The sequence below is a fragment of the Jiangella aurantiaca genome (assembly GCF_004349105.1).
Classification (GTDB): domain Bacteria; phylum Actinomycetota; class Actinomycetes; order Jiangellales; family Jiangellaceae; genus Jiangella; species Jiangella aurantiaca.
The window spans coordinates 40,497-55,653 of sequence record NZ_SMLB01000017.1; the positions used below are offsets into that span (position 1 = coordinate 40,497).

Genomic DNA, 15,157 nt, shown 5'->3' on the forward strand with positions numbered 1-15,157 from the left:
GGGCGACCGGAGAGCGGCGGCCACGCACCACCGCACGACACACCAGCAAGGAAGTGAGGCCGATCGCCATGCGCACGACCACGACCACTCGCAGGAACCCCGCCGGCCGGCGGACGCCGTCGGTGTCCAGCACCGCGCCGGACCCGCTGCGCGCCGCCGGGGTCGCCGGTCTGGCCGCGGGCGCCGGCGCCGTCGCGGAGTACCTGTTCGACCCCGATCGGGGCCGAGCACGGCGGGCCCGCGTTCGCGACCGCATCGCGCACACCGCACACGACGGGAACGAGGGCCTCGACGTCCTCGCCCGCGATCTCGCCAACAGGACGCGGGGCGTCGCCGCCGGTACCCGGTACCGCGTCACGGGACGCCGCGTCGACGACACGGTGCTGCACGAGCGCGTCAGGTCCGAGCTGGGCCGCTACGTCACCCACCCGCACGCGGTCGAGGTGGGCGTCGACGGCGGGATGGTGACGCTGCGCGGCGACGTCCTGGCCGACGAGGCGCGGCGAGCCCGCAGGGGGATCGGGCGCGTTCCCGGGGTGCGCGGCGTCGACGAGCGGTGGACCGTCCATCGGGACTCGACCGGCGTGCCGCGGCTCCAGGGCGCCCGCCGGCCGCGGCAGCCGGTGCCCGAACTCCTGCAGCAGCACTGGTCGCCTGCCGCCCGGTTCGTCGCCGGCACCAGCGGCGCGGCGCTGTGGACGGTGTCGGGGCGGCTGCCCCGGCCGGCCTCGTGGGCCGTGGGCGGTGCCGGCGCGCTGCTCGCCGTCCGGGCCGCGACGAACCTCCCGATCCGTCGGCTCACCGGCGTCACCGCCGGCCGGAGGGCGGTCGACGTCCAGGACTCGATCAGCGTCGCGGCGTCGCCGGAGCGGCTGTGGTCCTTCCTCGGCGACTACAGCACGCTGCCCGGGCTGCTGCCCGACGTGCTCGACGTCCGCCGCTCGCCCGACGGCCGCCGGTCCCACTGGGTCGTCGCCGGGCCGGCGGGCGTGCCCGTCCGGTTCGACGCGGAGGAGACGCGCCGGGAGGACGGCCGCGAGCTCGCCTGGCGAACCGTCGATCGGCAGCTCGTCGCGCACAGCGGCGTCGTGCGCCTCGACCCCGAGGACGGCGGCAGGACGCGGATCCACGTCCGGCTCACCTACAACCCGATGGTCGGCGCCGTCGGACATGCCGTGGCGACGCTGTTCGGCGCCGACCCGGCGCACCGGCTGCGACAGGACCTGATGCGGATCAAGTCGTTCGTGGAGACCGGCGCCGCGGGCATCGTCGAGGCGTGGCCGGCGGAGTCGCAGGAGGCGGCGCGGCTGGTGATCGACCAGTACGGCGAGCCGCACGAGGCGACCGAGTCGCAGCTGATCTGGCACCAGGTCGGCCCGTGGAAGCGGGTGGTCGCGTCCCGGGCGTTCTACCAGCACGCCTTCCCTGCCCCGCACTTCGACTCGGTCGAGTCGTTCATCGACTTCCGAGTGCCCGTGGAGAAGGTGTCGGAGCTGACCGCCTTCGACGGCAGCGTGATGGTCGAGCGGACCGCCGGCGAAGTGTCGGCCCGCTGCCACGACGAGCAGGCCAACTTCCTGGCGCTCAACCTCATGAACGACATCGTGACCGGGGCCAAGACGGTGGAGCAGGCCCGCGCACGCTACGCGGAGGAGTTCCTCGACCACCGCCGCAAGCAGCCCACGCCGTACATGGAGCGGCTGAGGTTCTCCGTCGAGCCTGGGACGACGGCGGATCCGGATCAGCGTGTGCTCACCGACGAGGACCTCGACCGGGCGGTCGAGGAAGGCAGGACCGCCGACAGCCGATGACAGACGGGTGGCCGAGATGACCGATCAGAACCTGAACGACGACCTGAACATCGCCGAGCTCGGCCAGCAGCTGCGGGTCGACGCCGTCCGGTGCGCCGCCGCGGCCGGCTCCGGCCACCCGACGTCGTCGATGTCGGCGGCCGACCTGATGGCGACGCTGCTCGCCCGGCATCTGCGCTACGACTTCGACCAGCCCGACGACCCGAACAACGACCACCTGGTCTTCTCCAAGGGTCACGCCTCGCCGCTGCTGTACGCGATGTACAAGGCAGCGGGCGCGATCACCGACGAGGAGCTGCTGACCTTCCGCACCCTCGGCAGCCGGCTGGAGGGGCACCCGACGCCGCGGCTGCCGTGGGTGGACGTCGCCACCGGGTCACTGGGCCTCGGGCTGCCGGTGGCGGTCGGGCTGGCATTGACCGGCAAGCTGCTGGACCGGCTCCCCTACCGCGTCTGGGCGCTGTGCGGCGACAGCGAGCTGGCCGAGGGCTCCATGTGGGAGGCCTTCGAGGCCGCCGGCTACGAGCGGCTGGGCAACCTCGTCGCCATCGTCGACGTCAACCGGCTCGGCCAGCGCGGCCCGACCAGGCACGGCTGGGACACCGGTGCGTACGCGCGCCGCATCGGCGCGTTCGGCTGGCACACCGTCGAGATCAACGGTCATGACGTCGCCGCGATCGACCGCGCCTACGCCGAGGCGGCCGCCGCCGACCGGCCCACCGCCGTGCTGGCCCTCACCACGAAGGGCGCCGGCGTCGCGGCCGTCGCGGACCAGGAGGGCCGGCACGGCAAGCCGCTCACCGACCCCGACGACGCGATCGAGGAGCTCGGCGGCATCCGCCGGATGCGCGTCCACGTCACGCCACCGGCGAAGCGGGCCCAGCCGCACAGCTTCGGCGAGCCGGGCACGGTCAAGCTGCCGTCGTACGCCGTGGGCAGCGAGGTCGCCACCCGCAATGCGTTCGGCGAGGCCCTGGCCGCCGTCGGGGCGGCCCGCCCGGACGTCGTCGGCCTCGACGGCGAGGTGGCCGACTCCACCCGGATGGACCAGTTCGCGACCGCGCATCCGGAGCGGTTCTTCGAGCTCTACATCGCCGAGCAGCAGCTCGTGGCCGCCGCCATCGGCATGCAGGCGCGCGGCTGGATCCCGTACGTCGCCACGTTCGCCGCGTTCTTCACTCGCGCCTACGACTTCGTCCGGATGGCCGCCATCGGCGGCGCGGACCTACGACTGGTCGGCTCGCACGCCGGCGTCTCGATCGGCCAGGACGGGCCGTCACAGATGGGGCTGGAGGACCTGGCCGCGTTCCGTGCCGTTCACGGCAGCGTCGTGCTGTACCCGTGCGACGCCAACCAGACCGCCGCGCTGGTCGCGGCCATGACCGACTATCCCGGCATCGGCTATCTCCGCACCACCCGCGGCGAGACCCCGGTGATCTACGGGCCCGACGACGAGTTCAGCATCGCCGGCAGCCGCATCCTGCGATCGTCGCCGGCCGACCAGGTGACCGTCGTGGCGGCGGGCATCACCGTGCACGAAGCGCTGGCCGCCGCTGACGACCTGGCCCACGACGGGATCGCGGTCCGGGTGATCGACCTCTACTCCGTGAAGCCGGTCGACGCGCAGACTCTCCGCGACGCCGCGCGCGAGACCGGCCGCATCGTCACCGTCGAGGACCACTGGCCGGAGGGCGGCCTCGGCGACGCCGTGCTCGATGTGTTCGGCCACGGCGACCAGGCACCCGCGGTCCTGAAACTCGCGGTCCACGGCATGCCCACGTCGGCGACACCCGCCGAGCAGCTGCACGCCGCCGGCATCGACCGGCAGGCCATCGTCGACGCGGTCCGGCTCATGCTGTCCCCGAGGTGACGCCCTACTCGGCCGATTCATTCGGATTCGCTTTCGGGGCCGCCTTCGCGCCCCTCAGTCGAGACAGAACTCGTTGCCCTCGATGTCCCGCATCACGATGCACGACTCGTTGACGCCATCGGCAGGCAGCAGTCGCACGCGTACCGCCCCGAGCGCGACCAGTCGTGCACACTCGTCCTCGAGCCTGGCGAGGCGCTCCTCACCCACGAGCCCGGCGCCGACCCGCACGTCGAGATGCACCCGATTCTTGACGACCTTGCCTTCGGGAACGCGCTGGAAGTACAGTCGCGGGCCCACACCTGAGGGATCAATGCAGGCGAACGCTGAACCCTGACGCTCAGGCGGCAGCGAGCGATCGAAATCGTCCCACGTAGCAAACCCCTCCGGCGGCGGCGGTACCACGTACCCCAACACCTCGCACCAGAAACGAGCGACGCGCTCAGGTTCCGCACAGTCGAAGGTGACTTGGAACTGCTTGACCGACGCCATCGGTCCACCATAGTGGCGCGTCCTGTCCACCGAGACCCCGGATGTCGTCGCCGCGCGGGGCGAGGCGTACCTGCCGTCCAATGCCGGAACGTCTTCGGCGGCTACGTGGTCGCCGCCGTCGCCGCAGCCGCGTGGCGCCTCAAGCGCTCCGACTCCTGAAGCGATCAGGTGTAGAAGAAGTGGTCGAGGGCGATCGTCGCACCGCCGTAGACGCCGGCGTCGAGGCCCAGATCGGAGCGCCGCAGCTGGACCGTCGGCCGGATGATCGGGAACACCGCCTCGCGGGTCGCCTCGGTCAGCTGGCCGACGAACTCCTCTGGCACGGCGGAGAGGAAGCCGCCGAGCAGGATGAGCTCGGGGTTGAGCAGGTTGACGAGGCCCGACAGCCCGGTGGCGAAACGCTTGACCACGAGCTCCGCATGGGCGGCGGCGGCCGGGCTCTCGGCCGCCGCGCTCAGCAGGGCGACGAACGGGTTGCTGACGTCTGACGGCATGCCGAGGTCGGCCAGCGCGCTACGCAGCGCCCGTTCCGACAGGACGGTCTCGAGGCAGCCCACGCCACCGCAGATGCATTTCTCGCCGCCTTCGACGACGCGCAGGTGGCCGATCTCTATGGCGCCGTGGACGCCTCCTTGGAAGGCCTGTCCCTCGACGACCAGACCGGCCCCGACGCCCATACGAAGGTAGATGAAGGCCACACTGCTCAAGCCCTTGCCGGCGCCGAACTGCGCCTCGGCGAGCGCCATCGAGCGGACGTTGTGATCGACAACCACCGGGAGGCCGACCATCTTCTCCAACCGGTCGGCGACCGGCACGTCTCGCCAGGGCAGATTGATCGGCATCAGCAGCCGGCGGTGGTCGGCGTCCACCGGGCCGGGCACGGCGACCCCCATGCCCAGCAGCCGGGATCGGTCGACACCCGTGTCCGCGATGAGCTGGGTCACCGACACCGCCACCCGGTCGAGGACGACGTCGGCATCCTGGTGGGGCTCGAAGTCGAAGCCCGATTGCCGATGGCTCACGCCCATCAGATCGACGACACCGATGCGCACCGAGCCCGCGCCTATGTGCACGCCGATCACGAAGTACGAGGTCGGTTCGATGGAGATCTCCGTGCCCGGACGTCCCGTTCCGAGCCGTGACACCTTGCCGGCCTCAGTCACGCTGCCGTCCGCGACGAGCTGAGCGACGACGCGAGTGATCGTGGTGGCCGACAAGCCGGTGCGGCGTGCCACCTCGATGCGGGTGAGCCCGGGTTCGGCTCGGAGGAGCCGCAGGATCTGCCCCCTCCTGCTGGACTCCTCGACCCGGGAGAGTTCTTTGCTCACACGAGGAAAACTACCATTCCACCGCCCCGAGTAGGGGTGGTCCGGCTTGCTGCCCGGCGCCGGCCGCCCCGGGCGGGCGCCTGGCAGCTCCGGCATCAGCCGGCCGCCGGCAGCGCGACCGGTTCCCAGGAGCGGCTCGCCATGGACCGGTAGCCGGCGTCGATCACCGCGTTGTCGACGACGCCGTCGCGCAGCGTCTGCCTGGGTGCTTCGCCGCGCCTGAAGCAGTCGACGAAATGGGCGAGTTCGGCGTGGTAGCCGTAGGTCCACGGCTCGTCGGGCACGGGGGTGATCCAGCCCTGGGTGGAACCGGCCTTCTCGACGACGTAGCCCGCCGGGTTGCCGGCGAACGCACGCAGGCCGGTGCTGCCGGTCTCGTCGGTGCCGATCCAGCCGTGTGAGCCGTGGATCTCGTTGCGCACGTCGAGGCCGGCGACGTGGGTCCACCCGGCCTCCACCTGCACCAGCCGGCCGTCGTCGAACCGGACGAGCATCACCGCGCTGTCCTCGGAGGTGACGTCGTCGCGCACGAGGCGGTCGCCCCAGGCCATGACCTCCACCGGTTGCGCGCCCTCGAGGAACCAGCGGCCGATGGCGACGCAGTGGCAGCCGAGGCCGCGCAGCGGTCCGCCGCCCATGCGTTCCTTGTCGCGTGCGTGGGCGTGCGGGTTGCCATGTGCCTCGCGGGCGCGGACCCAGGTGACCCGGCCGATCGCGCCGGCGTCGACGAGCTGCTTCGCCTTGACCAGGCCGGGGGCGAAGACCTCGGTCTCGGCGTAGCCGTGCCAGACACCGGCCCGTTCGACGGCGTCGAGGCAGGCCTGTGCCTCGGCGGCGTTGCGGCCGAGCGGCTTGGTGCAGACGACGGCCTTGCCGGCCGCCGCGGCGGCGGAGACAGCCTCGACGTGCAGGTCGTGTGGCACGCCGACGAGGACGAGGTCGACGTCGTCGCGGCCGACCAGGTCGTCGACACCGGTGACGGCGGTGGGAATCCCGAACCGCTCGGCCTGCTTCGTCGCGCGTTCGGCGTTGCGTCCGGAGATCGCTGTCACGTCGTGTCCGCGGATGTGCTCCAGGGCGCGCAGGTAGAGCTCGGAGACGAAGCCCGCGCCGAGGATCCCGATCCGCACCGGCCGATCGGTGCCGGCGGCGCTCACGAGAGGCTCTCCGCGGCCTGTGCGAAGAGGTCGACGTCGACCCACTCCTCCACCGGCCGTGGGCTCTCCATGCGGCCCAGTTCGACGAACAGGTCCTGCAGGGCGCCGAAGCGCTCGCGGGTGGTGCCGTCCTCGTTGTCGGCCAGCAGCTGGTCGGAGGTGAACCACTCGAGCGCGTCGACCTGGCCCTGCAGCTGTTCGGCCGGCGCCCCGGATTCGGCGGCGGCCAGTTCGACCGTCTCCTCGGGGTTCTCCTTCCGGTAGTCGTTCGCCTCGATGTAGACCTCGAGGAACCGCTCGACCGCCTCCTGCTTGCCTTCCATCGCCTGGTTCGACGCCACCCACGCACCGAGGAAGGTCACGTCGGGGAAGTCCTTGTTGTTCGCGATGACGACGGCCTCCGGGACGCTCTGCATGATCTGGTCGCTGAGCGGGGAGAAGATGGCCGCGACGTCGATCTGCCCGCTGACGAACGCCGACACGACGGCCGGCGGGTCGAGGGGCACCTTCTCGATGTCGTCCTCGGTCAGACCGGCCGCGTCGAGTGCGAGGCTGAGGATCATCTCGCCCGAGCCGCCGACGGGGACGCCGACGCGCAGGCCCTCGATGTCCTCGACGCTCTGCGCGCCGGAGTCCGGGGAGGCGATGAGGAAGTCGCCGTACGTGGCCTCGCTGGGCGCGACGATCACCGCTTGGCCGGAGGCCGGCATCCAGGTGGCGCCGGCACCCATGTACCCGACGTCCAGGGAGCCCGCCGCCATCGCCTCGACCTGGGTCGGGCCGTTGGTGAACGGGGTCAGGTTCACGTCGATGCCGGCCTTCTCCCACAGCTCCAGCTCGTTCGCCACGGCGATCACGCCGACACCGTTGATGCTGGTGTCGATGTAACCCACGTTCAGCTCGACCGATTCGCGGCCGCCCGCCATCGCCTGGTCGTCAGAGCTCTCCGAGTCGCCCGAGCAGCCCGCCAGGGCCACAGCGGCCACGGCTGCGAGGGCGAACACACTGCGTCGCATGATCATGATCAGGCTCCATCGCCTCGTAGGTTGGACGTTGCGGAAGGGTGGTGCACACCGCGCCAGACGCGTCCGCGGATCTCCGCGAACTGCGGCGACAGTCGCATGTCCTCCGTGCGCGGATACGGCAGCGGGACGTCGACGATGTCGCTGATGCGCCCCGGGTGGGGGCTCATGACGACGACGCGACCGGCCAGGTACACGGCTTCGTCGACGTCATGGGTGATGAACAGCACCGTGCGCCGCTCCTGCTGCCAGGTCGCCAGGAGATCGTCCTGCATCTGCACGCGGGTCAGCGCGTCGAGGGCGCCGAACGGCTCATCCATGAGCAGCAGCGACGGGTTCACGGCATAGGCACGCGCGATGGCGCACCGCTGCTTCATGCCGCCGGACAGCTCCTTGGGCAGGGCCGACCCGAACCGGCCCAGGCCCACCAGCTCCAGGTAGTGCTGCGCGCGCTCGCGCCGTTCCCGTTTGCTCAGACCTTGGAGCCGGAGCCCGAACTCGACGTTCTTGCGCGCGGTGAGCCAGGGGAACAGCGCGTACTGCTGGAAGATCACGCCGCGGTCCGGTCCGGGTCCGGAGACCGGCGCACCGTTCACCAGCACCTGCCCCGACGTCGGCTCGAGAAGTCCCGCGACGAGGTTGAGCATGGTGCTCTTGCCGCAGCCGCTGGGCCCGACGAGCGTCACGAACTCGCCGCGGTCCACGTCGAGGCTGACGTCGTCCAGGCTGGTGACGTCGCCGCGAGAGGACTGGTAGACCTTGGTGACCGCTTGGATGGAGATCATCGGCGCCATGTCACCGCACCTCCTGCCAACTCGTGAGCCTGCGTTCGAGGACGAGCAGGAGCCGGTCCATGGCGAAGCCCAGGGCGCCGATCATGATGATGCCGACGACGATGCGCTCGGTCTGCAGGAACTGCTGTGCGCTCTGCATCATCCGGCCGAGGCCGGTCGGAGCGGCCAGCAGTTCCGACGCCACGAGCGTCGCCCAGGACGAGCCGAGTGCCACCCGCATGCCGACGAAGATGTACGGCATGGACGCGGGCACGATGACCCTCGCGAAGATCGTCGCGTCGTTCGCACCCAGGACGCGGGCGGCGTTGACGAACGTGACGTCGACGTTCCGCACCCCCTGGAAGGTGGCGATCACACAGGACAGGAACGCCGCCAGGAAGATCACGAAGATCTTCGCCGTCTCACCGATCCCCAGGAACACGATGACGAGCGGGATCAGCGCCAGTGGCGGGACGGTGCGGAAGAACTGCACCCACGGCTCGACCATCCCCCGCGCCCACCGGTACCACCCCATGAGGAATCCGGCGGGAATGGCCAGGGCCACCCCGAGAAGGAAGCCGGCGACCACGCGTTGGAGGCTCGCCGCGGTGTGCTCGAGGAGCCATCCGTCTCGCAGACCTTCGCGGAAGCTCTCGATGACCTCCGGTGGCGCCGGCGCGAGCTCGTTGTCGCCGAGCGCGGCATAGAGCCACCACAGGCCGATGCCGAGCACGAAGGTGGCCAGATACAGCCAGGCCAGCGATACGCCCTGTCGGCGGCGCATCCGGGCGACAGTGGATCCGTCGCCGGCGGTGTCGGAGGACGGGGGCCGGCCGGCCTCCAGCAGCGACTCTGCATGCTTGTTGGCCATCGCGTCTCCCGCTCACACACTCACCGGACGGCGCGCGAGCCGCAGCTCGTGCGCGCCGTCGGGCCGGGTCGTCTCGAAGTAGATCCACCACTCGCCGTCGATGACGTGCGCGTCCACGTACCGCACCGATCCGGTGGCGTGCGGCACGACGGTCCACGGGCCCTCCGGGGTGAGCCGCCGCCACGTGAACAGGTCGGACGACACGGCCAGCCCGGTGCGCTCCTCGTAGTTCTCCAGGTGGCTGGCCGAGCCGTCGTAGAAGCCCAGGTAGCCGCCGCCCTCGAGCGCGACCACGGAGTTCACCCGGGCCTGGTAGCGGTCCCAGCCGTCGCCGACGCCCAGGGCCTCGCCGTGCCAGGTGAACTCCCGCCCGTTCACGCTCGTGGCCAGCCCGGTGGGATGCGTCGTCGCCCCGACGTTGTAGATGTCGGCCGTCGCGTGGGCCGACGCCGCCCGCGCCGGCTCGGCGAACGGCTCCGCGTAACTGGCGAGGAGATACGTGACCGGTCCGCGCCGCAGCACGTAGGGGTCCTTGACGCCCTCCGTACCGGTCGACGCGGCCGTCAGCACCTCCTTGCGCGACGCCACGTCGAACCGGTCGACCTCGTCGGCCTCGATGACGTCGATGCGCCAGCGGTTGTCGGCCGGATCCACGTAGCTGATGTAGAGCTGGTAGCCGTCCTCGACCGGGATGACGCTGAACCGCTCCATGGACGGCGAATCGAGTTCGGCCTTGTTGACCGACCACACGTCGCTGAACCTGACGCCGTCGTCGCTGACCGCGACCGCACAGCGGTAGCCCCGGTCGCCCCCGGCGTGCTCGCGAGGGCGGCGCTGACGATAGGTCATCACGAACCGGTTCTTCCCGGGCTCGTGCAGCACCGCCGCGCAGCCGATCCAGTAGCCGGCCTCGGTGGCCTCGGGGCTGAGCACCACGGTGGAGTCCAGGGGATCCAGGTGGCGCACCGGGAGGTCGATGCGGGCCGTCGGAGTAGACATGCGGTCTCCTTGTGTTCGATGGTTCGGCTGTTCAGGAGTAGACGAATCGGTCGAGCGCGGTCGTGGCCGCACCCGTCACTCCGGCGTCGGGCCCCAGGCTGGACCGAGCGATCCGTACCGCCGGCCGGATGATGGGAAAGACGGCTTCTCGAGTGGCTCGCGTGAGCCGGTCGAGAAGCCGGTCGGACAGGAACTCCAAGGCGCCCCCCAGCAGGACGATCTCCGGGGTCAGGAGATTGACCAGCGCGGACAGCGCCGTGGCGAGCTTCACGATGAGATCGTCCAGCGCCGCCGCGGCCGACCGGTCGTTCCTCGCCGCCTGGATGAGGACGGCCAGCGGCTCCCCGCCGGCGACTGGGAGACCGAGCCGCCCCAGGAGCAGGTGAAGGGCTCGCTCGGAGACCTCCGTCTCCAGGCAGCCGACCCCGCCGCACAGGCAGCGCCGGCCACCCTCGGTGACCCGGACGTGCCCGAGCTCCACGGCACCGTGCACGCCACCGACGAACCCCTGGCCCGCCACGACGAGGCCGGTCCCGACGCCCGTACGGAGGTGGACGAACCCCACACTGCCGGCACCCCGCGCCATCCCGAACCGGACCTCGGCCAGAGCCATCGCCCGGACGTTGTGCTCGACGACGACCGGAATCCCGAGGTCGCGCTCCAGGATGTCGGCGATCGGGACGTGCTCCCACCGCAGGTTGATCTGGATGGCCAGCGTCCGGTGGTCAGCGTCGACCGGTCCGGCGACGGCCACTCCGACGCCGAGCACGCGCTCGCGCCGCATCCCGGCGCCCGAGATCAGGCCGAGCGCGGCCCGGCCGGCTCGGGCCACGATGTCCGCCGCTCGTGCGGCGAGGTCGAACGAGAATCCCGTGCGGCGGACCCGGCACTGACCGACCAGGTTCGCGATGCCGACGCGGACCCGCCCGACACCGATGTGGACGCCGACGACCCAGTACGAGTCGACGGCGATCGCCACCTCGATCCCACGCCTGCCCATCCCCGCCCGGCTGACGCTGCCACCCTCGATGAGCAAACCGGCATCGACCAGCTGAGCGACGATCCGCGAGACCGTCGTCGGCGAGAGCGACAGCCTGCGCGCGACCTCGATGCGCGTACAGGCGCCCTCATCGCGCAGCAGCGACAGGAGGCGGCCGTACCGGCCGCTCCAGACCGCCGTCGACACGAGGGCTTCGTTGCTCACATGGAAAAAATGGCATGCGATTGGCTGCTGTGTCAATGGCCTCAAAGCGGCGGATGGCCGCAGGTGGGTGCCCTATATCGGCGAATTGCCCGCCGCTCTGTGCCGAATCTGACCTCTTGCCGGTTGCGAGTTCGTCCCTTAGTTTTCACCCTTGAGCAATGAAGCCCATCGGGTCCCGTGCGGACTCGGCGAGAGGAGCGACATGAGTCATCGCACCTTCCGAACCCGCTTACTGGCACTCGTGGCCAGCGCGGTGATCGCTCTCGTCGGCGCCGCCGCGCCGACGTCCGCACACGAAGAGGGCGAGCACGCCGAGCCCCCTCCGCAGACCGACTTCCAGAAGGTGTCGCTGGTCGCCGAGGTGACCCAGCCGATGCAGCTGACGGTGGCACCCGATGGCCGGGTGTTCTTCGTCGAGCGCACCGGTGGTCTGCGGATCTGGAAGCCGGACACGGGCACCACGGTCACGGCCGGAGCCCTCAACGTCGACACCAGGGGCGAGAGCGGACTCCAGGGCCTCGCGCTCGACCCTGACTTCGAGAGCAACGGCTGGATCTACCTCTACTACTCCTCGATCGAGGAGCCGGAGAAGCGGCTCTCACGCTTCCGCATCGTCGGCGACACCCTGGATCTGTCCAGTGAGGTCGAACTCCTGAGCGTTCCGACCACCTACCCGCCGCGGCCCTCGCACGTGGGCGGGTCGATCGAGTTCGGAGCCGACGGCAACCTGTACCTGTCCACCGGCGACGACACCCAGCCCTACGAGTCGTCGGGCTACTCCCCCATCGACGAGCGGCCGGGCCGAGAGGAGTTCGACGCCCAGCGATCGTCGGCCAACACCAATGACCTGCGCGGCAAGGTGCTGCGGATCACGCCGGCCGACACCGAAGCGGGCGGCTACACGATCCCCGAGGGCAACATGTTCGCGCCGGGCACAGCGCTGACCCGGCCCGAGATCTACGCGATGGGTTTCCGCAACCCGTTCCGGATCTCCATCCACCCCGAGACCGGCGCCATCCTGCTGGCCGACTACGGCCCCGACGCCCGCGCGGCCGACCCGGAGCGCGGCCCGGAGGGCTACGTGGAATGGCAGGTCGTGGACGAGCCCGGGTTCTACGGCTGGCCCTACTGCCACGGCCCGAACCTGGCCTACAACGACTACGACTTCGCCACGGGCGTGTCGGGCCCGAAGTTCGACTGCGCGAACCCCGTCAACGACTCCCCGAACAACAGCGGCCTCCAGGAGCTGACGCCGGTGATCGCTCCCGAGATCGCCTACTCGGCCAGTGCCCCCGACCCGGACTTCCCCGAGCTGGGCACCGGTGGTGCGCCCATGGCCGGGCCGGTCTACCAGTACGACCCCGACCTCGACTCGGACCGCAAGTTCCCCGAGTACTACGACGGCAGGGCGTTCTTCTACGAGTGGGGCAAGCACTTCCTCGCCGAGATCGAGCTGGACGAGAACGGCCGGCCGAGCCACGCCACGGGCTTCCTGCCCGACACCATCTTCAACGCGCCCATGGACATGGTGTTCGGTCCCGACGGCGCCATGTATCTCGCGGAGTGGGGACGCGGGTTCGGGCGTAACAACCCCGACGACGGCATCTACCGCATCGAGCACGCACCGCCCGGCGAACGCGCTCCGAAGGCCGTCGCGACGGCCACCCCGACGAACGGCAGGGCGCCGCTGACGGTCAGCTTCTCCAGCACCGGTTCCGCCGACACCGACGAAGGCCAGACGATCAGCTACCACTGGGACTTCGGCGACGGTGCCAGCTCCGACGAGCCGAGCCCGACGCACACCTACACGACGAAGGGCGACTACGACGCCACCCTCACCGTGACCGACGACACCGGCCGCACCGGCGTGACCAGCATCGCCGTGAGCGTCGGCAACACGGCGCCGAGCGTGCAGCTCCTGCTGCCACCCGACGGAGGCTTCGTCGACGCCGGCGACACGATCAGGTACCGCGTCGCGGTACAGGACCGGGAGGACGGCCGGATCGACTGTGAGAACGTCGTGGTCCAGCCGGCGATCGGCCACGACACGCACGGTCACCCGCTCGAGGAGCTGTTCGGCTGCTCCGGCACCTTCACCACATCGGCGGCGGGGCACGGCGACGACGCCAACATGTTCTACGTCATCACGGCGACGTACACCGATCAGGGTGCCGACGGCGTCGCGCCGCTCACGGGCACGACCACCGTCATGCTGCAGCCCAAACACCGCCAGGCCGAGCACCGCAGCACGCAGTCCGGGACGTCGGAACAGCGCAGCGACGCCTACGCCGAAGGAGCCTACCGCGTCGCCGGAATCTCGACGGGCGACTGGATCGCCTTCGAGCGGATGAACCTGCGCGGCATCAACTCCATCAGTTACCGGGTCGCCGGCACCACCACCGGCACCATCGAACTCCGGGCCGACTCCCCCGACGGCGAGCTCCTCGCCTCCACACCGATCCAGAGCACCGGCAGCACCGACGCCTACGTCGACACCGTCCCGGCGCCGGTCACGGATCCCGGCGGCACGCGCACGCTCTACGTGGTCTTCCGGACCGACCAGAACAACGGCTACAACGTCGACGCCATCGACTTCCACGGCCGCGGCGTCGCCGCCGGCCGCTAGCCGCCGGAACGACAAGCTCTCCCGGCACCCCTTCACCCACCCGACCAGGAGGTCGACAGTCATGACCGCATTCCTTCGCCGCCGGCGGCTCGCCCACGCCGTCACCGCGGCCATCGCCGCGCTCGCCTTGTCCTCCAGCGCGGTTGCGACGTCGTCGGCGTCCCCCTCCGCCGACTGCTCCGGCGTTCGAGTACCCACCCCGGCCATCGGGTTCCAGCTCTACGGCGCTCGCGAGTGGATCGCCGACGTCGGTCTCGAGGAGGTGCTCGCCACGCTGGCAGAGATCGGCTACCAGGAGGTCCAGCCCTACGCCGGCTCATACAGCCTGCCGGCCGAGGAGTTCGAGGCGCTGCTACGGAAGTACGGGCTCAAGGCGTCGAGCGGGCAGTACCGCTACACCGACGCCAACTTCGCCGACTTCCTGAAGTACGCTAAGGCCATCGGCCACCGATTCGTCGGCTCCGGTGGCTTCGGCCAGCCGGGCATCGGCAGCTACGAGGACACGCTCGCCACCGCGGCGCAGATGAACCGGCTCGGCGAGCTGTCGATGCGAAACGGGACCGGCCGGCTGTTCGGGCACAACCATGCCGCGGAGTTCCAGACCACGTACCCCGACCCCGTGACCGGTGAGCTGAAGACCGCCTGGCAGATCCTGGTCGAGAACACCGACCCCCGCTGGGTGACCTTCGAGGTCGACGTCTTCTGGTCCGAGACCGCCGGTGTCGACACCGCGGCACTCATCGAGCGGTACGGGGACCGCATCGAGCTGCTGCACATCAAGGACGGCGCCATCGGCACCGGGACGTCGGGGCAGACCAGCGTCGGCGAGGGGACCATCGACTGGGGCCCGATCCTGGAGGCGGCCAAGGGGCGGGTGCGCTACTACGTGGTCGAAGCCGACAGGGTCGACTGGCCCGAGGGTCCGGCCGTCTTCGCCGAAGAGAGCTTCGACTTCCTCAGCTGCTCCGGCCGCTGAGCCAGCCGTCGCGTGGCCGCGGCGTGCGGCG

The 15,157-nt window shown here is 70.6% G+C and carries 12 protein-coding genes; 4 read left to right on the plus strand and 8 right to left on the minus strand.

Annotated features, from left to right (window positions below; all coding sequences use genetic code 11):
* Window positions 1-68: 68 nt before the first annotated feature.
* Window positions 69-1,811 carry an SRPBCC family protein gene (locus E1262_RS14300; RefSeq protein WP_162605905.1) on the plus strand — a complete coding sequence of 581 codons (1,743 nt, stop codon included), beginning with the start codon at window positions 69-71 and terminating at the stop codon, window positions 1,809-1,811.
* A 16-nt stretch (window positions 1,812-1,827) separates the two neighbouring features.
* Entirely contained in the window at window positions 1,828-3,681 is a 1,854-nt protein-coding gene (locus tag E1262_RS14305; protein WP_132103811.1) for a transketolase, read from the plus strand.
* A gap of 54 nt (window positions 3,682-3,735) precedes the next feature.
* Here E1262_RS14305 and E1262_RS14310 read toward each other — a convergent pair whose 3' ends face one another.
* From E1262_RS14310 to E1262_RS14345, 8 genes are all read right to left on the minus strand, one after another.
* Entirely contained in the window at window positions 3,736-4,170 is a 435-nt protein-coding gene (locus tag E1262_RS14310) for a VOC family protein (protein WP_132103812.1), read from the minus strand.
* A gap of 164 nt (window positions 4,171-4,334) precedes the next feature.
* Window positions 4,335-5,498: an ROK family transcriptional regulator gene (locus E1262_RS14315; protein WP_162605906.1), complete on the minus strand. Its 1,164-nt coding sequence runs from the start codon at window positions 5,496-5,498 to the stop codon at window positions 4,335-4,337.
* 95 nt (window positions 5,499-5,593) lie between these two features.
* On the minus strand, window positions 5,594-6,655 hold the full coding sequence (locus E1262_RS14320; protein WP_162605907.1) for a Gfo/Idh/MocA family protein: 1,062 nt from the start codon (window positions 6,653-6,655) through the stop codon (window positions 5,594-5,596).
* Window positions 6,652-7,677 carry an aliphatic sulfonate ABC transporter substrate-binding protein gene (locus tag E1262_RS14325; protein ID WP_132103815.1) on the minus strand — a complete coding sequence of 342 codons (1,026 nt, stop codon included), beginning with the start codon at window positions 7,675-7,677 and terminating at the stop codon, window positions 6,652-6,654. Before E1262_RS14325 ends, E1262_RS14320 begins: the two co-directional genes overlap by 4 nt.
* Window positions 7,678-7,679: 2 nt before the next feature.
* Window positions 7,680-8,471, minus strand: coding sequence for an ABC transporter ATP-binding protein (locus E1262_RS14330; RefSeq protein WP_132103816.1), 792 nt, complete (start codon window positions 8,469-8,471; stop codon window positions 7,680-7,682).
* Between the two features lies 1 nt (window position 8,472).
* On the minus strand, window positions 8,473-9,321 hold the full coding sequence (locus E1262_RS14335) for an ABC transporter permease (RefSeq protein ID WP_203453867.1): 849 nt from the start codon (window positions 9,319-9,321) through the stop codon (window positions 8,473-8,475).
* A gap of 12 nt (window positions 9,322-9,333) precedes the next feature.
* Entirely contained in the window at window positions 9,334-10,320 is a 987-nt protein-coding gene (locus E1262_RS14340; RefSeq protein ID WP_132103817.1) for a glycoside hydrolase family protein, read from the minus strand.
* Window positions 10,321-10,351: 31 nt separating this feature from the next.
* The gene (locus E1262_RS14345) at window positions 10,352-11,524 is read right to left on the minus strand and encodes an ROK family transcriptional regulator (protein WP_132103818.1); all 1,173 of its coding nucleotides are present in this window, start codon (window positions 11,522-11,524) and stop codon (window positions 10,352-10,354) included.
* A 202-nt stretch (window positions 11,525-11,726) separates the two neighbouring features.
* Between E1262_RS14345 and E1262_RS14350 the strand changes: the two genes are divergently transcribed.
* Both E1262_RS14350 and E1262_RS14355 read left to right on the plus strand, forming a co-directional pair.
* Window positions 11,727-14,150 carry a PQQ-dependent sugar dehydrogenase gene (locus E1262_RS14350; RefSeq protein WP_132103819.1) on the plus strand — a complete coding sequence of 808 codons (2,424 nt, stop codon included), beginning with the start codon at window positions 11,727-11,729 and terminating at the stop codon, window positions 14,148-14,150.
* 61 nt (window positions 14,151-14,211) lie between these two features.
* Window positions 14,212-15,126, plus strand: coding sequence for a sugar phosphate isomerase/epimerase family protein (locus E1262_RS14355; protein WP_132103820.1), 915 nt, complete (start codon window positions 14,212-14,214; stop codon window positions 15,124-15,126).
* Window positions 15,127-15,157: the final 31 nt, after the last annotated feature.